The 19,809-nt window shown below is 72.0% G+C and carries 16 protein-coding genes; 4 read left to right on the top strand and 12 right to left on the bottom strand.

Annotation, left to right across the window (positions count from 1 at the left end; all coding sequences use genetic code 11):
* Positions 1 to 71 precede the first annotated feature (71 nt).
* Entirely contained in the window at positions 72 to 2,315 is a 2,244-nt protein-coding gene (locus ACFYZS_RS06870; RefSeq protein WP_389007596.1) for a SpoIIE family protein phosphatase, read from the bottom strand.
* Between the two features lie 197 nt (positions 2,316 to 2,512).
* Here ACFYZS_RS06870 and ACFYZS_RS06865 point away from each other — a divergent pair, with 197 nt between their 5' ends.
* Together ACFYZS_RS06865 and ACFYZS_RS06860 are read left to right on the top strand one after the other, a co-directional pair.
* Entirely contained in the window at positions 2,513 to 3,631 is a 1,119-nt protein-coding gene (locus ACFYZS_RS06865) for a PP2C family protein-serine/threonine phosphatase (RefSeq protein ID WP_389007595.1), read from the top strand.
* Between the two features lie 181 nt (positions 3,632 to 3,812).
* Positions 3,813 to 5,366 carry an alpha/beta hydrolase gene (locus tag ACFYZS_RS06860; RefSeq protein ID WP_389008776.1) on the top strand — a complete coding sequence of 518 codons (1,554 nt, stop codon included), beginning with the start codon at positions 3,813 to 3,815 and terminating at the stop codon, positions 5,364 to 5,366.
* Between the two features lie 22 nt (positions 5,367 to 5,388).
* Here the strand turns inward: ACFYZS_RS06860 and ACFYZS_RS06855 are convergent, their stop codons facing one another.
* The 6 genes from ACFYZS_RS06855 to ACFYZS_RS06830 all read right to left on the bottom strand — a co-directional run bounded on the left by ACFYZS_RS06855 (position 5,389) and on the right by ACFYZS_RS06830 (position 11,152).
* Positions 5,389 to 5,832: an SRPBCC family protein gene (locus ACFYZS_RS06855; protein ID WP_389007593.1), complete on the bottom strand. Its 444-nt coding sequence runs from the start codon at positions 5,830 to 5,832 to the stop codon at positions 5,389 to 5,391.
* A gap of 69 nt (positions 5,833 to 5,901) precedes the next feature.
* Positions 5,902 to 7,215, bottom strand: coding sequence for an MFS transporter (locus ACFYZS_RS06850; protein ID WP_389007592.1), 1,314 nt, complete (start codon positions 7,213 to 7,215; stop codon positions 5,902 to 5,904).
* 5 nt (positions 7,216 to 7,220) lie between these two features.
* Entirely contained in the window at positions 7,221 to 7,634 is a 414-nt protein-coding gene (locus ACFYZS_RS06845; RefSeq protein WP_030161150.1) for a PaaI family thioesterase, read from the bottom strand.
* Positions 7,635 to 7,676: 42 nt separating this feature from the next.
* Complete coding sequence (locus ACFYZS_RS06840; protein ID WP_389007590.1) at positions 7,677 to 8,549, bottom strand: alpha/beta fold hydrolase; 873 nt, start codon at positions 8,547 to 8,549, stop codon at positions 7,677 to 7,679.
* A gap of 17 nt (positions 8,550 to 8,566) precedes the next feature.
* Positions 8,567 to 10,591 carry an FAD-dependent oxidoreductase gene (locus ACFYZS_RS06835; RefSeq protein WP_389007588.1) on the bottom strand — a complete coding sequence of 675 codons (2,025 nt, stop codon included), beginning with the start codon at positions 10,589 to 10,591 and terminating at the stop codon, positions 8,567 to 8,569.
* A gap of 90 nt (positions 10,592 to 10,681) precedes the next feature.
* A complete protein-coding gene (locus ACFYZS_RS06830) occupies positions 10,682 to 11,152 on the bottom strand; it encodes a DUF4328 domain-containing protein (RefSeq protein ID WP_389007586.1) in 471 nt (156 codons plus the stop codon).
* 129 nt (positions 11,153 to 11,281) lie between these two features.
* Here ACFYZS_RS06830 and ACFYZS_RS06825 point away from each other — a divergent pair, with 129 nt between their 5' ends.
* A complete protein-coding gene (locus tag ACFYZS_RS06825; protein WP_389007584.1) occupies positions 11,282 to 12,046 on the top strand; it encodes an alpha/beta fold hydrolase in 765 nt (254 codons plus the stop codon).
* Here ACFYZS_RS06825 and ACFYZS_RS06820 read toward each other — a convergent pair.
* From ACFYZS_RS06820 to ACFYZS_RS06800, 5 genes are all read right to left on the bottom strand, one after another.
* Positions 12,021 to 15,050, bottom strand: a complete 3,030-nt coding sequence (locus ACFYZS_RS06820; protein WP_389007582.1) for an alpha-mannosidase — start codon at positions 15,048 to 15,050, stop codon at positions 12,021 to 12,023. The two genes, ACFYZS_RS06825 and ACFYZS_RS06820, sit on opposite strands and share 26 nt — an antisense overlap.
* A gap of 58 nt (positions 15,051 to 15,108) precedes the next feature.
* Positions 15,109 to 15,942, bottom strand: coding sequence for a carbohydrate ABC transporter permease (locus tag ACFYZS_RS06815; protein ID WP_389007581.1), 834 nt, complete (start codon positions 15,940 to 15,942; stop codon positions 15,109 to 15,111).
* Positions 15,939 to 16,874: a carbohydrate ABC transporter permease gene (locus ACFYZS_RS06810; protein WP_389007579.1), complete on the bottom strand. Its 936-nt coding sequence runs from the start codon at positions 16,872 to 16,874 to the stop codon at positions 15,939 to 15,941. Before ACFYZS_RS06810 ends, ACFYZS_RS06815 begins: the two co-directional genes overlap by 4 nt.
* A complete protein-coding gene (locus ACFYZS_RS06805) occupies positions 16,871 to 18,202 on the bottom strand; it encodes an ABC transporter substrate-binding protein (RefSeq protein WP_389007577.1) in 1,332 nt (443 codons plus the stop codon). The genes ACFYZS_RS06810 and ACFYZS_RS06805 overlap by 4 nt, the downstream gene beginning before the upstream one ends.
* A gap of 495 nt (positions 18,203 to 18,697) precedes the next feature.
* Entirely contained in the window at positions 18,698 to 19,057 is a 360-nt protein-coding gene (locus tag ACFYZS_RS06800; RefSeq protein ID WP_389007576.1) for a hypothetical protein, read from the bottom strand.
* 205 nt (positions 19,058 to 19,262) lie between these two features.
* On the opposite strand from ACFYZS_RS06800, the gene ACFYZS_RS06795 reads away from it, so the two are divergent.
* Positions 19,263 to 19,715 (top strand): universal stress protein, encoded by a 453-nt coding sequence (locus ACFYZS_RS06795; RefSeq protein ID WP_389007574.1) that lies wholly within the window; start codon positions 19,263 to 19,265, stop codon positions 19,713 to 19,715.
* Positions 19,716 to 19,809: the final 94 nt, after the last annotated feature.

Genomic DNA, 19,809 nt, shown 5'->3' with positions numbered 1-19,809 from the left:
GTTTGGAAGGACCATCACGAATGGACAAACATCCGGGCAACGCCCCGAAAGGCTGGTACCGTTCGCGAGCCCTAGCTCTGGGGCGTCTCGGACACGGGCCGGGTGCGAGCCACGAGCAGGGCCACGTCGTCACGGCCTTCCGGCTGGCGCAGTTCGGCCAGCAGCAGGTCGCAGGTCTCCTCGAGGGGACGGGCGGGGTCGTGGAGCAGGGCCGTGAGCGCCTGCAGCCGGATGTCGATGTCCTCGTCGCGGGTTTCGACGAGCCCGTCGGTGTAGAGGACGAGCTGGTCGCCCACGTCCAGATCCAGCGCGGTGGCCTCGAAGGGCACCCCGCCGACCCCCAGGGGCGCGCCGGTCGGCAGGTCGAGGAGCTCGGGCGACTTCCCCGGACTCGTCCGTACGGGCGGCAGGTGACCGGCCGTCGCGATGCGGCAGCGGCCCCGGTGCGGGTCGTAGACGGCGATCACGCAGGTGGCCATGGTGTGCCCGAGCCCGGTGGCGGTGTGGTCGAGCCGGGTCAGGACGGTGGCGGGGTCGAGGTCGAGCTCCGCCAGGGTGCGGGCCGCGGTGCGCAGTTGGCCCATGGTCGCGGCGGCGTTGATGCCGCTGCCCATGACGTCCCCGACGACCAGGGCGGTCTTGTCGTCGGGCAGCGGGATGACGTCGAACCAGTCCCCGCCGACCTCGCCGGCCGCCTCGGCGGGCTGGTAGCGGTAGGCGATCTCCAGGCCCGGGGTCGGGGTGGGGTGGTGGGGCAGCAGGTGGCGCTGCAGGGCGAGGGCGGCGCGCCGCTGGTTCTGGTACCAGCGGGCGTTGTCGATGCAGACGGCGGCGCGGGCCGCGAGTTCGCTGGCGAGCAGGACGTCGTCGTGGTCGAACGGCAGCGGATTGTCGGTGCGCTGGAGGCCGAGGGCGCCGATGACCTCGCCGCGGGCGATCAGCGGCACCGCCAGGTACGAGTGGAGCCCGGCCGCGGCGAGCAGGGAGGCGGCATCGGCATCGCGCGCGACACTGGGCAGCTCGGCCTCGGTGACCTCCGCCACGAGCACGGGGCGGGCGGCCCGTACGCACTGGGTGACCACCCGGGTGGTGTCGTACCGGGCGATCGAGCCGACCGGGTCGGCCGCGAGGGTGGCGGGGGTCGGTCGGGCCGCCTTGACGGCGAGGGCGCGGAACTGGACCGTCTCGTCCGTCGGGGCCCCGGGCGGGTGCTCGCCCGTCAGGACGGCGTCGAGGACGTCGACCGTGGCGAGGTCGGCGAGCTGCGGCACGGCGATGTCCCCGAGCTCGCGCGCGGTGACCCAGAGGTCGAGGGTGGTGCCGATGCGTACGGAGGCGTCGGCGATCAGGGCGAGCCGCTGGCGGGCGAGGGAGACGGCCGTCGAGGTCTTGTGCTGTTCGGTGACGTCGACGATGGAGGCGGCGACCCCGAGCGGCCGCCCGGCCGGGTCCTCGAGCCGGTAGAGGGAGAGCGACCAGGCGTGGTCCTCGTCGGGGTCCGCGGCCGTGCGGCCGGTGGTGAACCGGTTCAGCTGCGGGCGGCCGGTGGTCAGGACCTCGCGCATGGCCGACTCGATGGACGCGGTGTCCACATGCGGCAGGGCCTCGTGGACGTGGCGGCCCATGTGCCCGGCGGCGGGCAGCCCGTTGATCCGCTCCAGGGCCGGGTTGACGAGGACGTAGCGCAGCTCGGTGTCCAGGACGGCCAGACCGATCGGGGACTGCGCGACCAGCCGCATCGACAGGGCCAGGTCGCGTTCCACGCGGCGCAGGGTGGCCTGGTCCGAGACGATGCCGAGGGCGTAGCGCCGCCCCTCGATGTCCTCCAGCCGCATGTTGCGGAATTCCGCCAGGCGGGTGGTGCCGTCCTTGTGCCGTACCGGGAACGCCCCGGCCCAGGAGCCCGTGCCGGCCATCACCTCTTCGAAGAGGGACAGGACCGTGGCCAGGTTCTGTTCGTCGACGAGCAGCTGCGCCGCGAACCGGCCGAGCGCGTCGCTCGCGGTGTAGCCGAACAGCTCCTCGGCCTGCGGGCTCCACAGCGCGATCCGCCCCTGCGCGTCCAGGACCACCCCCGCGACGCCGAGCACGTCCAGGATGCCGGGCCCGGTGGCGGGGTCGACGGAGAGGCCGCCGGAGGACTCCGGGCCGCCCTGCTCGGCGGGCGGGCGTGGGCGCTCCGGGTCCGGGCGCTCCGGGCGCGGGTGGCCCGGGTGGTCCGGCCCCGGGTGGCCCGGGTGGTCCGGCCCCGGGTGGCCCGGGTGGCCCGGCCCCGGGTGGTCCGGTTCGGCCGGGGAGGCGTCCGCCGTGGTCATGCCGGCCGCTCCTTCCCGTCCGCTGCCGCAGGGGCGGTGCATCGGCCCGCTCGGTCTCCGCGCCCCGGGCCCGCGCCCGGGGTGCTCCCATCCTCCCCCCACTCCCCCGGACCGGCAGCGCAGCCGCCCCCCGATACGGCCGTACGACGGAGCGCGGCCGGTGCGCGCGAACAATACGCGCGGTGTATTCAGGAGTCATGGACCACCGGCCGCCGCATCCGAGCCACCGCCACGTCGGCGAACCGCGCCTGCCCCTGCTGGCGGTCCCCTTCGCGCTGATCGCGGCCGTCACGGTGGTCGACGTCCTGGCGCCGCCCGATGTCCACCTGGGTCCGTTCCTGGTCGCGGCCCCGGCCCTCACCGCCTCCTTCGCCGGGCCCCGGATGACGGGCTTCGTCGGGGCGGTGGCGGTCGCGGCCCAGGTGTCGGTGGCCTTGATGCGCACCACCGCCACCGACCTGAACCACACCTTCCAGATCATCGCGCTGGTCCTGATCTCGATCTTCGTCACCCTCTTCGCGCATCTGCGCGAGGTCCACGAGAAACAGCTGATCCAGCTGCGCTCGGTCGCCGAGGCCGCCCAGGAGGTGGTCCTGCGGCCGCTGCGCGACCGGATGGGCCCGCTGCTCCTGGCCTCCGTCTACCTGGCCGCGGAGGCCGAGGCCCAGATCGGCGGGGACCTGTACGCCGCGACCCGCACCCCGCACGGCACCCGGCTGATCATCGGCGACGTCCGCGGCAAGGGCTTGGAGGCGGTCGGGGACGCCGCCCTGGTGCTCGGCGCCTTCCGGGCCGCCGCCCACCAGGAGGCGGACCTGCCGGCGCTCGTCGCCTACCTGGAGGCCGCCGTGGCCGCGGACCCGGACGGCACGGGCGAGCCGGCCGGCGAACCCGGCGAGGCGTTCACCACCGCGGCGGTGCTGGACATCCCCGATCGGGAGATGACCCTTCGGCTCGTCAGCTGCGGACACCCGCCACCGCTGCTGCTGCGAGGAGGACGGGCCATCCCCCTTGAGGTGGACCACCCGGCGCCGCCGCTGGGCCTGACGCGGTACGTGGACACCGGCTTCGCCCCGCAGACCTTCTCCTTCGAGCCGGGCGACGTGATCCTGCTCTACACGGACGGCGTGATCGAGGCCCGCGATGCCTCGGGCGCCTTCTACCCGCTGCCGGAGCGGGCCGCCGACTGGCCGGGGGACGGCCCCGACGCGCTGCTGCGCCACCTGTGCGCGGATCTGCTGGCGCACTCCCCGGGCGGCAGCCTGGGCGACGACGCGGCGATGGTCGCCATCGAGCGCGTCACCGGCGGGGCCTGACCCTTCCGGCCCCGTATCCGCCGTGACGTCAATTCCTGTGGCGTGTCGGCCACTTGTCCGGATTTGAGCTCGTTCGTGAGACGCATACGGACCGGCCCTTCGGGATGATTCGCCCGGGTGCCTCCGTACAACAGGGTGGTGAGGCCATCGCATTCACGGAAGGAAACGGCTCTTCGTGAACATGAAACGCCTCGCACCCATGCTCGCCACCGCCGGTCTCATCGCGACCACCATCCCGCTGCTCTCCGCGACGCAGGCCTCGGCCGCCCCGGCCGCGGAGTACACCCCGCAGAAGCCGGCGTGGCAGCGCTGCAGCGCCGATCAGCCCGCGTCGTACGAGTGCGCGACCATCAAGGTCCCGCTCGACTACCGGCGCCCGCAGGGGCGCACGATCGACCTCGCGATATCGCGGATCAAGAGCGAGAACCCGGCCAAGCGGCACGGCGCCATGCTGCTCAACCCGGGCGGCCCGGGCGGCGGGGGGCTCGATCTGCCTCTGATGATGAACGAGTTGATGCCGAAGGACGTGCGCGACCAGTACGACCTGATCGGTTTCGACCCCCGCGGCGTCGGCGCGTCCACACCCATCACCTGCGGGCTGACCGACGCCGAGCAGAGCATCGACCGGCCGTACAAGGAGGAGACGTTCCCGGCGGACGTGGACTGGGCGCGTTCGGTCGCGGACAAGTGCCGGGAGAAGTCCGGCTCGATCCTGCCGTTCGTCACCACCCGCAACACCGCGCGCGACATGGACGCGATCCGCGCCGCGCTGGGCGAGAAGAAGATCTCGTACGTCGGCTACTCCTACGGGACGTACCTCGGCGCGGTGTACACGCAGATGTTCCCGGACCGCAGCGACCGCTTCGTGCTGGACAGCGGAGTGGACCCGCAGCGCATCTGGCGGGGCATGATCCAGGTGTGGGCGACCGAGGCGGAGCCCGCCTTCAAGCGGTGGACGCAGTGGACGGCCGAGCGCTCGGCCGACTACGGGCTCGGCGACACCCCGGACGCGGTCTCCAAGACCTTCTGGGACCTGGTGGCCCGGGCCGACAAGGAGCCGATCGAGTTCGAGGGTACGAAGCTCACGGGCGACGACATCCGCACCGCGCGGGGCCTGTTCTTCTACCCCTCGCAGGCGGCTCCCCTGGTCAAGCTGCTGAAGGACGCGGCCGACGGCAAGCCCGTCCAGCCGACCGAGCCCCAGCGCAGGCTGCTGAAGCCGACCGCCGAGCCGGCCTCGGACAACGGCACGGCCGTCTTCTGGTCCGTGGTGTGCGGGGACACGGAATGGCCCCGCTACCCGGAGCAGTACGCGCGGGAGGCCGCCAAGGACAAGGCGAAGTACCCGCTGTACGGGGACTTCGCGTCCAACATCAAGCCGTGCGCCTACTGGCAGCGGCCGATCGAGCCGCCGACGGCCATGAAGACGAAGACGAACGTGCTGACCGTGCAGAACGAGTGGGACTCCCAGACCCCGCTGGTCAGCGGCCAGGGCCTGCACAAGGCGCTGAAGGGCTCGCGGATGGTGCTCGCGCTGGGCGGTGAGGGCCACGGCGTGTACCTCGCCGACCCGAACTCCTGCGCCAACGCCTCGGTCAACTCCTACCTGGCGACGGGCAGGCTGCCCGCCGAGGACGTGACCTGCCGCACCGCCCCGGGCGTGCAGGAGCGCCGCTCCGAGATCGCCCCGCAGTCCCCGCAGCGCTTCCCGGTCCTGAGCGACGGGAGGTTCTGACCCCGCAGGCTTCGGCCGCCGGTCAGGCCGCCTCCGCGGCGGCCTTGATCCGGCGGCCGAAGTCGGGCGCGTCCTTGCGGGCCGCGCTCAGCGCGAGGCCCACCAGCAGCTTCCCCAGTCCGTGCCCTTCGAGGGTGTTGAAGATGCGGACCCGGGTGTGCCCGCCGGGGAGGGCTTCGAAGTCGTACCCGCCCTCGGCCGTGACCAGGTTCTTGCTCTGCTCCGTCCAGCGGATCAGCTTCTCCGGCTCGAACCCGGTGATGCGGAACTCGCGGCCGGTCTTCATCCCGGCGTCCTTCACCGTGCTGCGGAAGACCGTGCCCACACCGGTCGGGCCGTCGGGCGTCTTGCTGATCTCCTGGACCCTCGGACTGAACTGCGGGTCGTTGCGGCCGTCGGCCAGGTAGGCGAAGACCTCTGAGACGGGCCGGTCGATCTCGACGGTCGACTCGAACTGTCCGGACATCCCTGCTCCTCCGTACGCTCCCCCACGATCCACGATCCACGATCGCAGACCGGCACCCTGTGCGCGCGCTCACCGGCGCGAGGGGCGCCTGGGTCTGCCGGGCGCGTCCCGCGCCCCGGCCCCGTCCGGGGCCGAGGCCCCGATCCGGCTCCCGCGCAGCGGCGTCAGCAGCCCCGCCCCGACGATGAGCAGGCAGAACACCCCGGCTCCCACACTGACCGCGGGTACCCCGTGCCGGCCGGCCAGCAGGGTGAGGACGGCCGCGCCCACCGGGCCGGAGGCGCCGTGCACGGTCCAGAAGGCGGAGGTGACCCGTCCGAGCAGCGCATCCGGGGTCACCTCCTGGCGCAAGGTCAGGGAGCAGACGGCGCCGAGGGTCAGTCCGAACATGAACACGGCGGCCGCCACGGCGATCACCGGCAGGCTCCGGCTCACGCCGGTCACCACCACCGCGCAGCCGATCAGTGCGACCGAGCCCAGCCAGCAGACGCCGAAGCCCAGCGTCCGGCGCAGCGGCGCGGCGGCGAGGGCCGCGCCGACCACGCCCAGCCCGCTCAGGGCGATGACGAGGCCGACGGTGGCCTTGCCGTGCCCGAGCTCCTCCTGGATCCGGAAGACCAGCAGGTCGGTGGCGCCCATGGTGACGAAGGTCAGCAGGGTGAGCAGCACGGTCAGCGCGCGGAGCACGGGGTGGGCCCACAGGAAGCGGACCCCGTCGACGAACATCTCGACGAACACCTCGCGCAGCTTCCCGGACTGCGGCCGAGGCTCCCGTGAGTCGCCGGCCCCGTCCCGCCCGAAGGCCACCCACCGCAGGCTCGCGGCCGAGACCAGGAAGGTCGCCCCGTCCACGCCCAGGGCCCAGTCCGCGCCGACCCCGGCGGCGATGAACCCGGCCGCCGCCGGCCCGCACAGCGTCCCGAAGGCGAAGGCCGCCGTCAGCCGTCCGTTGGCGGCCGTCAGGTGCTCGGCGGGCACCAGGTTCGGCACCGCCGTCACGTAGGCCACGTCGAAGAGCGTCTTCAGGACGGTGACCAGCGCCGTCACCAGGTACAGCAGCCAGATCCGCGGCCCGGCCACCAGCCAGACGAACGGGACCGCGCCCATCAGCAGAGCCCGTGCGAGATCGCAGGCGATCATCAGGCGGCGCCGGTCCGTCCGGTCCACCACGTACCCGGCGAGCAGGCCGGTCACGATGGTGCCGACCCCCGAGATCACCGTGATCAGGCCCATCTGGACCACGGAACCGGTGGCTTCGAGGACCAGCAGGGGCAGGGCGAGCAGCGAGATCGACCCGCCGAGGACGGAGAGCGCCTGGCCGAGCCAGAAGACGTTGAAGTCGCGGTTGCGCCAGAGCGAGGGCTGGTCGAGGGGCACCGGCACCCGGCTCAGCCCAGGAGGGCGTAGACCGTCGACGCCGTCGCGGACGGCTCCTCGGCGCCCTCGGGGGTCATCGTGATGTCGGCGAAGGCCATGCGCTTGCCGAGCTTGGTCACCCGGACGCCGATCAGCACGTCCGCACCGACCACCGGCCGCTGGAAGCTGGTCGACTGCTGGACGGTGGTCATCGGTCCGTACGCCCCGCGCGCCGCGGAGATCGCGATGACGGTCGCGGTGTCGGCGGCCGCCATCAGGGCCTGGCCGGACAGGCCGCCGCCGTCCCGGGCCAGCGCCTCGGACCAGGGCAGCCGCAGGACGGCGTGCCGCTCGCCCGTCTCCTGGACGGTCAGCCCGAGGGCGAGCACCCAGGGGGCGAAGTTGTCGGCGAGGATCTTGTCTGCGTCTGCGGGTGTCAAGGTCACCCGCAGATTGTGGCGCCCCGGCCCCGGCCGCCACAACACCCTTCAGCCCACCACGCGTTCCAGCCAGCCGAGCAGGTCGGCGACGACCCGGTCCCGGTCCGTCTCGTTGAACAGCTCGTGGCGGGCGTCCTCGTAGGTGCGGTACTCGACGTCGGGATGGCCGGCCGCGCGGTAGCGCTCGACCACCAGATCGCTGAGCTCCAGCCCGTAGTTGAGGGGATCCGCCGAGCCGACCGCCACGTACAGCGGGACGGCGGGCGGGGCGCCGGCCGGATCGTGGAACCTGGTCGAGGCGGCCTCGTACAGCTCCCCCATGGCCCGGTCGTCGATGGCGAAGCCGCAGAGTGGATCGGCGAGGTAGGCGTCGACCTGCGCCTCGTCCCGGCTGAGCCAGTCCGCGGGCGTACGGGCGGGCTCGAACGGCGCGTTGAAGGCGGCGAGCGGATCCGCGCCGGCCTCCGCGACGCGCAGGAACATCCGGTCCACGGCGGTGGTGCCGTACAGCGCGACGGCGTCGGCGTGCTCGGGCCAGTCGAGCAGGTAGTGCTGCGCGGCGAAGGAGCCGAGGCTGTGGCCGAGCAGCACCAGCGGCATGCCGGGGTGCAGTCCGCGGACCGTCTCGGAGAGCGCGGCGAGGTCGTCGACCAGCAGCTGCCAGCCGTTCTCGCCGAGCACGCCGGGCCCGGCGTTCATCGTCAGACCGTGGCCCCGGTGGTCGGGCGCGTAGACGGCGTAGCCGCGGGACGCCAGCTCACCTGCCAACGGGGCGTACCGCAGGGCGTGTTCGCCCATGCCGTGGGCGATCAGGACGATCGCCCGCGGCTCGGGGCCGGCCGATCCGTCGCCGGGACGGGGGCCGGGGAGCCACGTGTGCACGGTCACGGTGGTGCCGTCGCTGCTGTCGAACGTGAACATCGTGACTCCCGGACCGGTCAGAGGGTTGCCGCCAGTTCCGTACCCTGGCGGATCGCCCGCTTGGCGTCCAGCTCGGCGGCCACATCCGCGCCACCGATCAGGTGCGGCCGGGCGCCCGCCGCGAGCAGGGCCTCGTACAGGTCGCGGCGCGGCTCCTGGCCGGTGCAGAGCACCACCGTGTCGGCGGGGACGAGCCGCTGCTCGCCGCCGACCGTGATGTGCAGGCCCTCGTCGTCGATCCGGTCGTACGTCGCGCCCGCGACCGAGACGACACCGCGGTGCTTGAGCTCCGCGCGGTGGATCCAGCCGGTGGTGGTGCCGAGGTTTGCGCCGACCTTGGTGGTCTTGCGCTGGAGGAGGTGGACCCGGCGCGGGGGCACGGGCCGCTCGGGGGCGGTGAGCCCGCCGGGGCCGGCGTAGGCGGTGTCGACACCCCAGTGGCGGAAGTACGTCTCGGGGTCCTGCGAGGCGCCCTCGCCGCTGTCGGTGAGGAACTCGGCGACGTCGAAGCCGATGCCGCCGGCGCCGACGACGGCCACGCGCTCGCCGACCGGGGCGCCGTCGCGCAGGACGTCGAGGTAGCTGACGACGTTGGCGTGGTCGACGCCCTCGATGTCGGGGGTGCGGGGGGTGACGCCGGTGGCGATGACGACCTCGTCGTAGCCCTCGAGGGTCGAGACGTCGGCGCGGGTGTTGAGCCGGACGTCGACGGCGCGGGCCGCGAGCTGGGTGCCGAAGTAGCGGATGGTCTCCTCGAACTCCTCCTTGCCCGGGATGCGGCGGGCGATGTCGAGCTGTCCGCCGATGTGGCCGGAGGCCTCGAAGAGGGTGACGGCGTGGCCGCGTTCGGCGGCGGAGACGGCGCAGGCGAGGCCGGCCGGGCCGGCGCCTACGACGGCGACGCGCTTCTTCAACTGCGTGGGCGAGAGGACGAGTTCGGTCTCGTGGCAGGCCCGCGGGTTGACGAGGCAGCTGGTGATCTTGCCGCTGAAGGTGTGGTCGAGGCAGGCCTGGTTGCAGCCGATGCAGGTGTTGATGGTCTCGGAGCGGCCGGCCGCGGCCTTGGCGACGAAGTCGGCGTCGGCGAGGAAGGGGCGGGCCAGCGAGACGAGGTCGGCGCGGCCGTCGGCGAGCAGTTCCTCGGCGATCTCGGGGGTGTTGATGCGGTTGCTGGTGACGAGGGGAACGGAGACCGCGCCCATCAGCCGCTTGGTGACCCAGGTGTAGGCGCCGCGCGGGACGGAGGTGGCGATGGTGGGGATGCGGGCCTCGTGCCAGCCGATGCCGGTGTTGATGATGGTGGCGCCGGCCGCCTCGATCTCCTTGGCGAGGCGGACGACCTCGTCGAGGGTGGAGCCGCCGGGGATCAGGTCGAGCATGGAGAGGCGGTAGATGAGGATGAAGTCCTCGCCCACGGCCGCGCGGGTGCGCCGGACGATCTCCAGCGGGAAGCGCATGCGGTTCTCGTACGCCCCGCCCCAGCGGTCGGTGCGCTTGTTGGTGGCGGCGGCGATGAACTCGTTGATCAGGTAGCCCTCGGAGCCCATGATCTCGACGCCGTCGTAGCCGGCGAGCTTGGCGAGGCGGGCGGCGCGGACGAAGTCCTCGACGGTGCGCTCGACCTCGATGTCGCTGAGCTCGTTGGGGACGAAGGGGCTGATGGGGGCCTGGAGGGCCGTGGGGGCGACCAGGTCCTTGTGGTAGGCGTAGCGGCCGAAGTGGAGGATCTGCATCGCGATCTTCCCGCCCTCGGCGTGCACGGCCTCGGTGATCACCCGGTGCTCGGCGGCCTCGTCCTCGGTGGTGAGGCGGGATCCGCCCTCGAAGGGGCGGCCGGCGTCGTTCGGGGCGATGCCGCCGGTGACGATCAGGCCGGCGCCGCCTCGGGCGCGCTCGGCGTAGAAGGCGGCGAGCCGCTCGAAGCCGCCCTGGTGCTCTTCGAGGCCGGTGTGCATCGACCCCATGATCACGCGGTTCGGCAGCGTGGTGAAGCCGAGGTCCAGGGGGCTCAGCAGGTGCGGGTACCGGCTCTGGGAACTCATGTGGGGCGCCTCCTCGCGCGGGGGTGATGAACCTGTTCTAGGCGAGGAGGGCCCGATTGTGCAACTAGGTGCATAACCAAGTGGCGGAGTTCACGCCCGCGCCTGCATGGCCGAGACCTTCCGTACGAAGACGACGGCGAAGCCCGCCGCCACGACGAAGAGCAGGTCGGAGGCCATGGCGACCAGCTCGGCGGCGGGCAGCCCGGCCTGCGTCTCGGCGGCGGCGCCCATCCGGCCGGAGACCAGCGAGGCGAGCATCGCCGCGCCGAAGGAGACGGACCAGGCGGTGACGGGGGCCGCCGAGAGGGGCGCGGCGGCGCGAGAGGACTTCGGCGCGCCGGCCGCCCACACGCCGGTGGCGATCCCGTACGCGAGGAAGGTCCAGCCCACGAAGGGGATGAACCAGATCCCGATCGCCCAGCCCGGGCCCCGGCGGAAGAGCTGGGGGCGAAGACTCCCGCGTTCACCCGGACCCGGTGGAACCAGACGACGAACACCACGGCCGTGGGGAGCGTCGCCAGCAGCGTCAGGCTGGTGGCCATCGCGAGCAGCCGCCCCCACGGATCCGTGTCCCGGGTGCCGTCGAGGGCCAGGAAAAGGCCCGCCGACGCGGGCGGGCCGCCAGGAACATACGCCACCGTCAGGACCTCGTTCACGTCGCCCCGTGCGCCGGCGCGTACGCTCGGCCGGATGGCAGAACACCTCACCGTGACCGTGGACGGATTCCGGCTGGCGTACCAAGTGGCGGGCACCTCGGGCGACGCCCCGCCGGTGGTGCTGCTGCACGCACTGGGCGAGCGCGCCGAGGACTGGGCCCTCGTACGGGACGCACTCGCGCGCGACCGGCGGGTGTACGCCCTCGACCTGCGCGGGCACGGTCTGAGCGGGCGGCCGGCCCGTTACTCGGTGGAGCTGATGCGGGACGACGTCCTCGGCTTCCTCGACGCCCTGGGGCTGCGCCGCGTCGACCTGGTCGGTCACTCGCTGGGCGGCGTGGTCGCGTACCTGGTCGCGGCGGAGCAGCCGCACCGGATCGGCCGGCTCGTCCTGGAGGACGCCCCCGCGCCGCTCCCCCGCGCGGCCGCCGCCCCCGTACGGCCCGAGGGGGAGACGGACTTCGACTGGGCGATGGTGCTCGCCGTCAGGCCGGAGCTGGACCGCCCGGATCCGGCGTGGCTGACCGCCCTGGGACGGATCACCGCCCGCACCCTCGTCATCCACGGCGGCCCCGCGAGCCACCTCGCGGCGGCTTCCTTCGACGAGATCGCCGCCCGCATCCCGGACGCCCGCCTGATCACCCTCCCGTACGGCCACCTGATCCACGCCGCGGCGCCCGGGGAGTTCACGCGGACGGTGACGGACTTCCTCGCGGAGGACCGGGCGGCGGAGCCCGGGCCCGCGCAGGCCGGATTCCGCCACCCGCGACCGGTCAGGCCCGACGAAGCCGGACCGTGACGATCTGGAAGGGGCGCAGGGTGAGGGCGACCGCGCCGTCCGCCGCGGGAGCGGAGACCGCGGGTCCCGGCAGGGGCCGTTCCAGGAGGTCGGTCTCCGTCGCCTCGGCGATCCGGAAATCCGCCGTCAGGCGGGCCGCGGCGCGGCCGCCGCGGGACTCGTAGAGGCGGACGATCACGTCGCCGCTGCGGTCCTCGGCCAGTTTGACCGCCTCGACCACCACCGCGTCGTTGTCCACGGCCAGCAGCGGGGCCACCGGGGCCGCCCCGCGGACCACCCGCTCCGGGAGGTTCAGCGCGTGGCCCTCGCGGACCGCGTCCGCGATCTCCGCGCCCGGTGCGAGGGAGAACCGCAGGACGTGGCCGCCCTGGTCGGTCTCCGGGTCCGGATAGCGCGGGGCCCGCAGGAGCGAGAGGCGGACCGTGGTGGTCTGGCCCCCGTCCGGCCGCACGTCGCGGGTCACGTCGTGGCCGTACGTGGAGTCGTTGAGGATCGCCGTGCCCCAGCCCGGCTCCTCCACGTGGATCCACCGGTGCGCGCAGATCTCGAACTTGGCCGCCTCCCACGAGGTGTTGGTGTGGGTCGCCCGGTACACGTGCCCGAACTGGGTCTCCGAGGCGGACCGTTCGGCCTTCACGTCGAGCGGGAAGGCGGCCTTCAGGAACTTCTCCGTCTCGTGCCAGTCCACCTCCGTGGTCATGTCCACCGTCTTGGCCCCCGCCCGCAGCGTGATCGACTGGACCGCCGCCGAGCGGCCGAAGGAGCGGGAGACCCGGACCGTCACCGCGTCCGGGCCGGCCTCCGCCACCTCCAGCCCGTCCAGCTCCACCAGGTCGGTCACGCTGTTGCGGTAGAACGCGTCGATGTCCCACGCGTCCCACATGTTCGGGAAGTCGGGGTGGATCTGGAGCAGGTTCGCCGCCTGCCCAGGGGCCAGCGCCTCCCGCCGCGCCTCCAGGTCGTACGCCGACACGATCAGCCCGCGCCCGTCGATCTCCACCAGCAGCCGCCCGTTGGCGAGGACGTGTCCGCCGCCGTGCCGCTCCTCCACCGTGACCCGCTGCTGCCCGGCAGCCGCCCGCGGCAGCCCCGCGCCGCCCGCCGGGATGCCCCGCCGGGCGTGCGGGGCGCAGTTGAAGACCAGCTCCTCGGCGCCCTCCCCGGCCAGGGCGGTCTGGGCGGCCAGCGTGATCCCGCGCAGTTCCTCCCGTACCCGCGCGTACGTCGCGCGCGCCTCGCGGTGCACCCAGGCGATGGACGATCCGGGGAGGATGTCGTGGAACTGGTGGAGCAGCACGGTCTTCCAGATCCGCTCCAGGTCCTCGTACGGATACCCGTACCCCGGCACCCGGACCGCGGCGCTCGCCGCCCACAACTCGGCCTCGCGCAGCAGCGATTCACTGTGCCGGTTGCCCTGCTTGGTCTTGGCCTGCGAGGTGTACGTGCCGCGGTGCAGCTCCAGGTACAGCTCTCCGGCCCAGACGGGCGCGTCCGCGTACTCGGCGTGCGCCTTCTCGAAGAAGGCGTCGGGCCGCTCGATCTCCACGCGCGGGGAGCCTTCGAGGTCGCGCTGGCGCCGGGCGCGGGCCAGGTGCTCGCGGGTGGGACCGCCGCCGCCGTCTCCCCAGCCGAAGGGCACCAGCGAGCGGGAACCCCGCCCCTTCTCCCGGTAGTTGGATGCGGCGTGCGCCAACTGCGCGCCGCCCAGGTCGCTGTTGTAGGTGTCCACGGGCGGGAAGTGGGTGAAGACGCGGGTGCCGTCGATGCCCTCCCACCAGAAGGTGTGGTGGGGGAACGCGTTCACCTGCGACCAGCAGATCTTCTGGGTGAGGAACCACTTCGAGCCGGAGAGCTTCACGATCTGCGGCATCGCGGCGGTGTACCCGAAGGAGTCGGGCAGCCAGACGTTGTGGGTCTCGATGCCGAACTCGTCCAGGAAGAACTTCTTCCCGTAAAGGAACTGACGGGCCATCGCCTCGCCGCCCACCATGTTGGTGTCGGACTCCACCCACATCCCGCCGACGGGCACGAACTGCCCGTCCGCGATCTTCTTCTTGATCCGCTCGAAGAGCTCGGGCCGGTGGGTCTTGATCCAGTCCAGCTGCTGGGCCTGCGACATGGCGAAGACGAACTCGGGGTGCGTGTCCATCAGCCCGACCACGTTGGACGCGGTCCGGGAGACCTTGCGGACGGTCTCGCGCAGCGGCCACAGCCAGGCGGAGTCGATGTGGGCGTGGCCGACCGCGCTGATCCGGTGGGCGGAGGCGCGGGCGGGGGCCGCCAGCACCCCGGTCAGGCGCGCGCGGGCGGCGCCGGCCGTCCCGGGGACGTCGCCGAGGTCCACCGCGTCGAGGGCGGAGTCGATCGCGCGCAGGATCTCGTACCGGCGCGCGTCGGCCTCGCCGAGCTGCGTCATCAGGTCGTGGAGGACCTCCAGGTCCTGTACGAGCTCCCAGACCTCGGTCTCGAAGACGGCGAGGTCCATCCGGGCGAGCCGGTAGAGGGGCTGGTCCCCGCTGGTCTGCCGGTCCCCCTCGTACGTCGCGCTGTGGTCGACCAGGACGGGGTTCGAGGCGGCCTCCACGTACCACTCGACCTGCTCGCCGCCGGCCGCCGAGTCGGCGACGCGCACCCAGTCGTTGTACGGGTTCAGCGCCTTGACCTCGCCGCCGTCGGCCCGGTGGACGAGTCCCTCGCACTGGAATCCGGGCATCATCCGGTCGAAGCCGAGGTCGAGGACGGCCTCGACCGTACGGCCCGCCCACGCGGCCGGGACGGTGCCCGTGACCTTGAACCAGGTGGTGCCCCAGGCCGGGCCCCACGTCTCGCCGATCGCGCAGGGTCCGTACGGAGCGGCCAGGCCCTCGGCGACCGGCACGGGCTCGCCCGGTGCCTCCCAGCGCTCGATCGCCAGGGGGACCGCGCGGGAGTGGACGGCCGGCTTGATGCGCTCCTTGAGGACCCGGCGCAGGCGGTGTTCGGTGATGCTGCGGTCGTCGTGCATGACGGCTGCTCCAAGGGAGGGAGGGTTCGTATGACGGCAGGTCGTGCGGCGGCGGGGCTCAGGTCTTGACGGCTCCCTCGCCCACTCCCTTGAAGAAGAAACGCTGGAGGGCGAAGAAGAGCAGCATCATCGGCAGGAGCGCCGCCATCGCACCGGCGGCGATGATCCGCTGGTCGTTGGTGGTGGTGGCGCCCGCCAGGGTCTTCAGGCCGAGCTGGAGGGTGTAGTGGTCGCTGTTGGTGAGGACCAGGAGCGGCCAGAGGAAATCGTCCCAGGCACCCATGAAGCTGGTGATGCAGACGACGGCCAGGGCGCCCTTGGCGGCGGGGAGGAAGAGCCGGGTGAACCGGGTCCACTCGTCGGCGCCGTCCAGGACGGCGGACTCCTCCACCTCCTTGGGCACGGCGAGGAAGGCCGAGCGCATGACCATGATGTTGAGGACGGAGACCGCGCCGGGCAGCCACACCCCGATGAGGGTGTCGACCAGGCCCATCTCGCGGACGGTCAGGAACATCGAGATCATCACCGACTCGAAGGGGAACATGAGGGTGGCCACCAGCACCGTGAAGACGGACTTGCGGCCCTTCCACCCGGCCCGGGAGAGCGCGTATCCGCCCATCGCCGCGAACAGCGTGTTCGAGGTGATCGCGAGGGCGGCCACGATCAGCGTGTTGCCCACGTACTGGAGCAGCGGGAACGAGTCGGCGACGAGCAGGTAGTTGTCGAGGGTGGGCCGCGCGGGCAGCACGCCGTCGTACACGTTCTCCGTGCGGCCGCGGATCGAGGTCAGGAACTGCCAGACGATCGGCCCGAGCATCACGACGAGCATCAGGACCAGCGTGGCGTACCGGACGACGCGCCCGAGTCGCCCGCGGGGCGCGAGGGCGGTCAACTCTCGTCCCCCTTCGACAGGCGGCGGCCCAGCAGGCTGAAGACCAGGGTCAGCAGGAACAGGAGGATCGAGAGGGCGGAGGCGTAGCCGGTCTCGCCGGAGAAGCCGAGGCCGACCTGCCGGATGAGGAAGGGCAGCGTACGGGCGCCGCCGCCGGGGCCGCCGCTCTCGCCGCCCAGGATGTAGATCTCGGTGAAGACGCGCAGCGCGGAAATGGCCGACAGGGTACCCACCAGCAGCATCATCGGCTTCACCTGGGGGATGGTGATGCTGAAGAAGCGGCGTACGGAGCCGGCGCCGTCGAGCGCGGCCGCTTCGTGGAGCGAGGGGGACACGTTCCCGAGCGCGGCGAGGTAGAACACCATGTAGTAGCCGAGGCCCTTCCACACGGTCACGATCATGGCGGAGACCAGCAGCATGGTGCTGTCCGTCAGGAACGGGACCGGCTCCGACACGATGCGCAGCCTCAGGAACACGGTGTTGACGAGCCCGTCGCTGCGCAGCACCCACTGCCAGATCAGGCCGACGACCACGGCGGAGGCGATCACCGGGGTGTAGAAGGCGGAGCGGAAGAACCCGATGCCGGGGATCTTCGCCTGGACGAGCACGGCGAGGGCGAGCGGCAGCAGGACCAGGCAGGGGACGACCACCACGAGGTAGAGCACGCTGTTGCCCGCGGCGGTCCAGAAGTCGGGGTCGGCGAAGGCCCGGGTGTAGTTGTCGAAGCCGACGAAGGTGCCGCCGCGCAGGATCCGGGCGTCGGTGAGGGACAGGATGACGGTGTTGACGAACGGCCAGAGGCTGAAGAGGGCCACCATCACCAGGCCGGGGGCGAGGAAGAGGTAGGGGGTCCACCACCGGCGGTGGACCAGCCCGGTCTCGGCCTCCATGGCCGCGAGGGCCTTGCGGCGCCGTCTGGCGTCGGCGGTCATTTCCGCGCCGACTTGGCGAGCAGCTGGTTCGCCTCCTCCTGGGCCTTGCGTACGGCCGTCTGCGGGTCCTGCTCGCCCTGGATCGCCTTCTGCATCTCGCGGACGACCGCGTCGCCGACCTGGTTGGTCCACTGGACCGGGGTGTTGGCGTCGAGGGCGGCGCTCTTCAGCTGTTCGGCGCCGACCGCGCGGGCGACCGTCTCGGCGTCCTTGCCGTCACCGCGGTCGGCGAAGCGCGGATCGGCCAGGCCCCGGGCGTTGGACGGGTAGATGGTCGCGTTCTTCGAGAACTCCACCTGGTTGGGGCCGTTGGTGACCCACTTGGCGAACTCGGCGGCCGCGTCGAGGTGCTTGGTGTCCTTCTTGATGCCGAGCGACTGGGCGTAGATGCCGATGTGGCCGAGCCTGCCGGTGACGGCGCCGGCGACCCGGGTGCCGGCGTAGACCTGCGGGGCGTTCTGCTTGATGTCCTTGACGAAGCCCGGGGAGCCGGGACCGAAGACGAGTTTGCCGCCGCCGTAGAGCTGGTTGATGTCGTCGGACTTGAGGAGGGACTCCTTGGGCATCGCGCCCTTGGCGTACAGGTCCTTCATCCGCCCGACCCACTCGACGGCCTTGGGGGTGTCGAAGACGAAACGATCCTGCGTCTCGTTCAGGATCGGTACGCCCATCTTCTGCCAGTCCCCGGGCAGTCGGCCCTTGGGGTCGGCCATGAAGGCGGAGTACCGGCCCCCGGACGCGGCGGCGATCTTGTCGGCGTAGTCGAAGAACTGCTCGACGCTGGTCGGCGGCTGCGCCGGGTCGAGGCCGGACCTCTCGAAGAGCTCCTTGTTGTACGTGAGGATCTCCGGGGTCACGTACCAGGGGTAGGCGTACACCCCGTCGCCCTTGCCCGGGAGCTTGAACTGCTCCCACGCCCCGGGGACGTACTCCCGGGCGACCTCGGGGTCGAGCCCGGCGACGTCGGCGAGCAGGCCGCGGTCGCCGAGGAGCTGGAAGGAGTCGGTGGAGAGGTTGACCACGTCGGGCAGGGCTCCCGCCTGGGCGTCGGCGACGAGCTTCTCGTTGTAGCCGTCGCCGGGGACGTCCTCCCATCTGACCTTCGCCTCGGGGTACTTCTCCTCGAAGGCGTCGATGACGCCCTGTACGTAGGCCGTGAACTTGGGCTTGAGCTGGAGGGTGCGGAAGGTGATCTCGCCGGCGACCTTGCCGGTCCTCCTGCCCTCCGGCACGTCCGCGGCGCCGCCGACTCCGCAGGCGGAGACCGAGAGGAAGGTACCGGCCACGAGCGTGGCGACGGCTGTACGGGTCGCGTTCGAACGGGTCATCGTCGCCACCTTCGGGGGGAGTTCCGGCCTCACTGCCGGAGCGCGCAGCCCACGCTGAACCCAAATCCAGATCGCGTCAATGCGGCCGAAGTCGGGATGGGCGGGTACCGGTGGGTCCCGAATGGCGACGGCAGACGCACAGGCAGATGAAAGCGTCCCGGTCAACACCGCAGCGACCAGCGCTAATGCGCTTTAGTTGCAAGCGACTCCAAGGTGATATCGATTCCATAACAACGCCCGTCGGGCGCCGGACGTTGACTTCTTATCGGCGGTACAAGCGGCCGCGCACTAATGCGCTTTACCTGGCACGCGGCCAAAACGCGTCGCGTACGCGGCCGCGGACGGCCGGGTGCACGACACACGGCGCGTGGCCCGGCAGCCGGAGCACCGCCCCCGGAAGCCGGGCCGCGCGGGCCGGGACGGAGCTGCGGGCGGGCCGCCTCACCGTCCGGCTCTCCCCCGCGCTCGCGCGGCTCCGGGCGGCCGTCGCTCCCCCTACTTCATGCGGTACTCGACCTTTTCGGCGAGTTTTCCGTCCTTGAAGCAGAAGCGGTACACCGTCTCCCCGCCACTGTCCTCGGCGGACATGTACCAGGAGCAGACGCTGCCCTCGGGTTCGGCCGGGCCGCCCGCCTTCAGGGCGTTCTTGATGAAGCTGTCCCCCGACGGCATCTTGGCGCGGACCGCGTCCTCCGGGTCGCCGACGTTCAGGGACTGGTAGACGCCGGGTTCGAGCATGGTCTTGCCCGCGGCGTCCACGACCTTCCCGACTCCGAAGACGAGCGCCCCGACAGCCGCGATGCCGAGCACCAACGCCACCCCGCAGCCGATGAGACAGCCCTTGCGCTGTGCCACGTCCGTTCCTCCGTACCTTGCCGTGCCGTGCCGATCTCGCTGACACCCAGACCTTCGCAAGCCACCGGCACCGCGCGCTGTCCTCCAAAGTCTTCGGCGCCCGCAACGATCGTCGCCGTTCGCGGTCGAACCCCCTCATCCGTGTATACAAGAGGAGAAAGACAGAACGATGCGAACCATCCGGACGAACCGAGAGGAACCCACCGTGAGTGAGACCATCGAGCCTCTGATCGTCGTCGGCGTCGACGGTTCGAACCACTCCAAGGAAGCCCTGCGCTGGGCCGTCGCCCAGGCCAAGGCCATCGGCGGCCGCGTGCACGCCGTCATGAGCTGGGAGTGGAACACCAACCCGTTCGCCGTGGGCACCGGCACCCCGGAGGAGCTGGTCGGCGCCGAGGAGACGGCCCGTCAGCGCCTCGCGGACACCGTGGCCGCGACCGTCGGCACCTCCCCCGGCGTCCCCGTCTTCCGCCGGGTCGAGCAGGGCTCCCCGGCCCAGGTGCTCGTGGACGCCTCCAAGGAGGCGGACCTGACGGTCGTCGGCACCCGGGGCTACGGCGGCTTCAAGGGCGCCCTACTCGGCTCGGTGAGCCAGCAGGTGGTCCAGTACGCGGCGAGCACGGTGGTCGTGGTCCGCGAGGGCGCCGACGAGGACTAAGACGTCGTTTCTTATGGCGTGATCGTTCGTTGAGCCGTGCATGACGGGTCTCGTTGAGCGGCTGGTGCCGGACGAGTTGTGGATGCTGTTCCGG

It is taken from the genome of Streptomyces sp. NPDC001903, from assembly GCF_042891345.1.
In the GTDB taxonomy this organism is placed as follows: Bacteria; Actinomycetota; Actinomycetes; order Streptomycetales; family Streptomycetaceae; genus Streptomyces.
The sequence above is the reverse complement of the archived record's forward strand: the minus strand, read 5'-3'. Positions and strand labels throughout refer to the sequence as shown.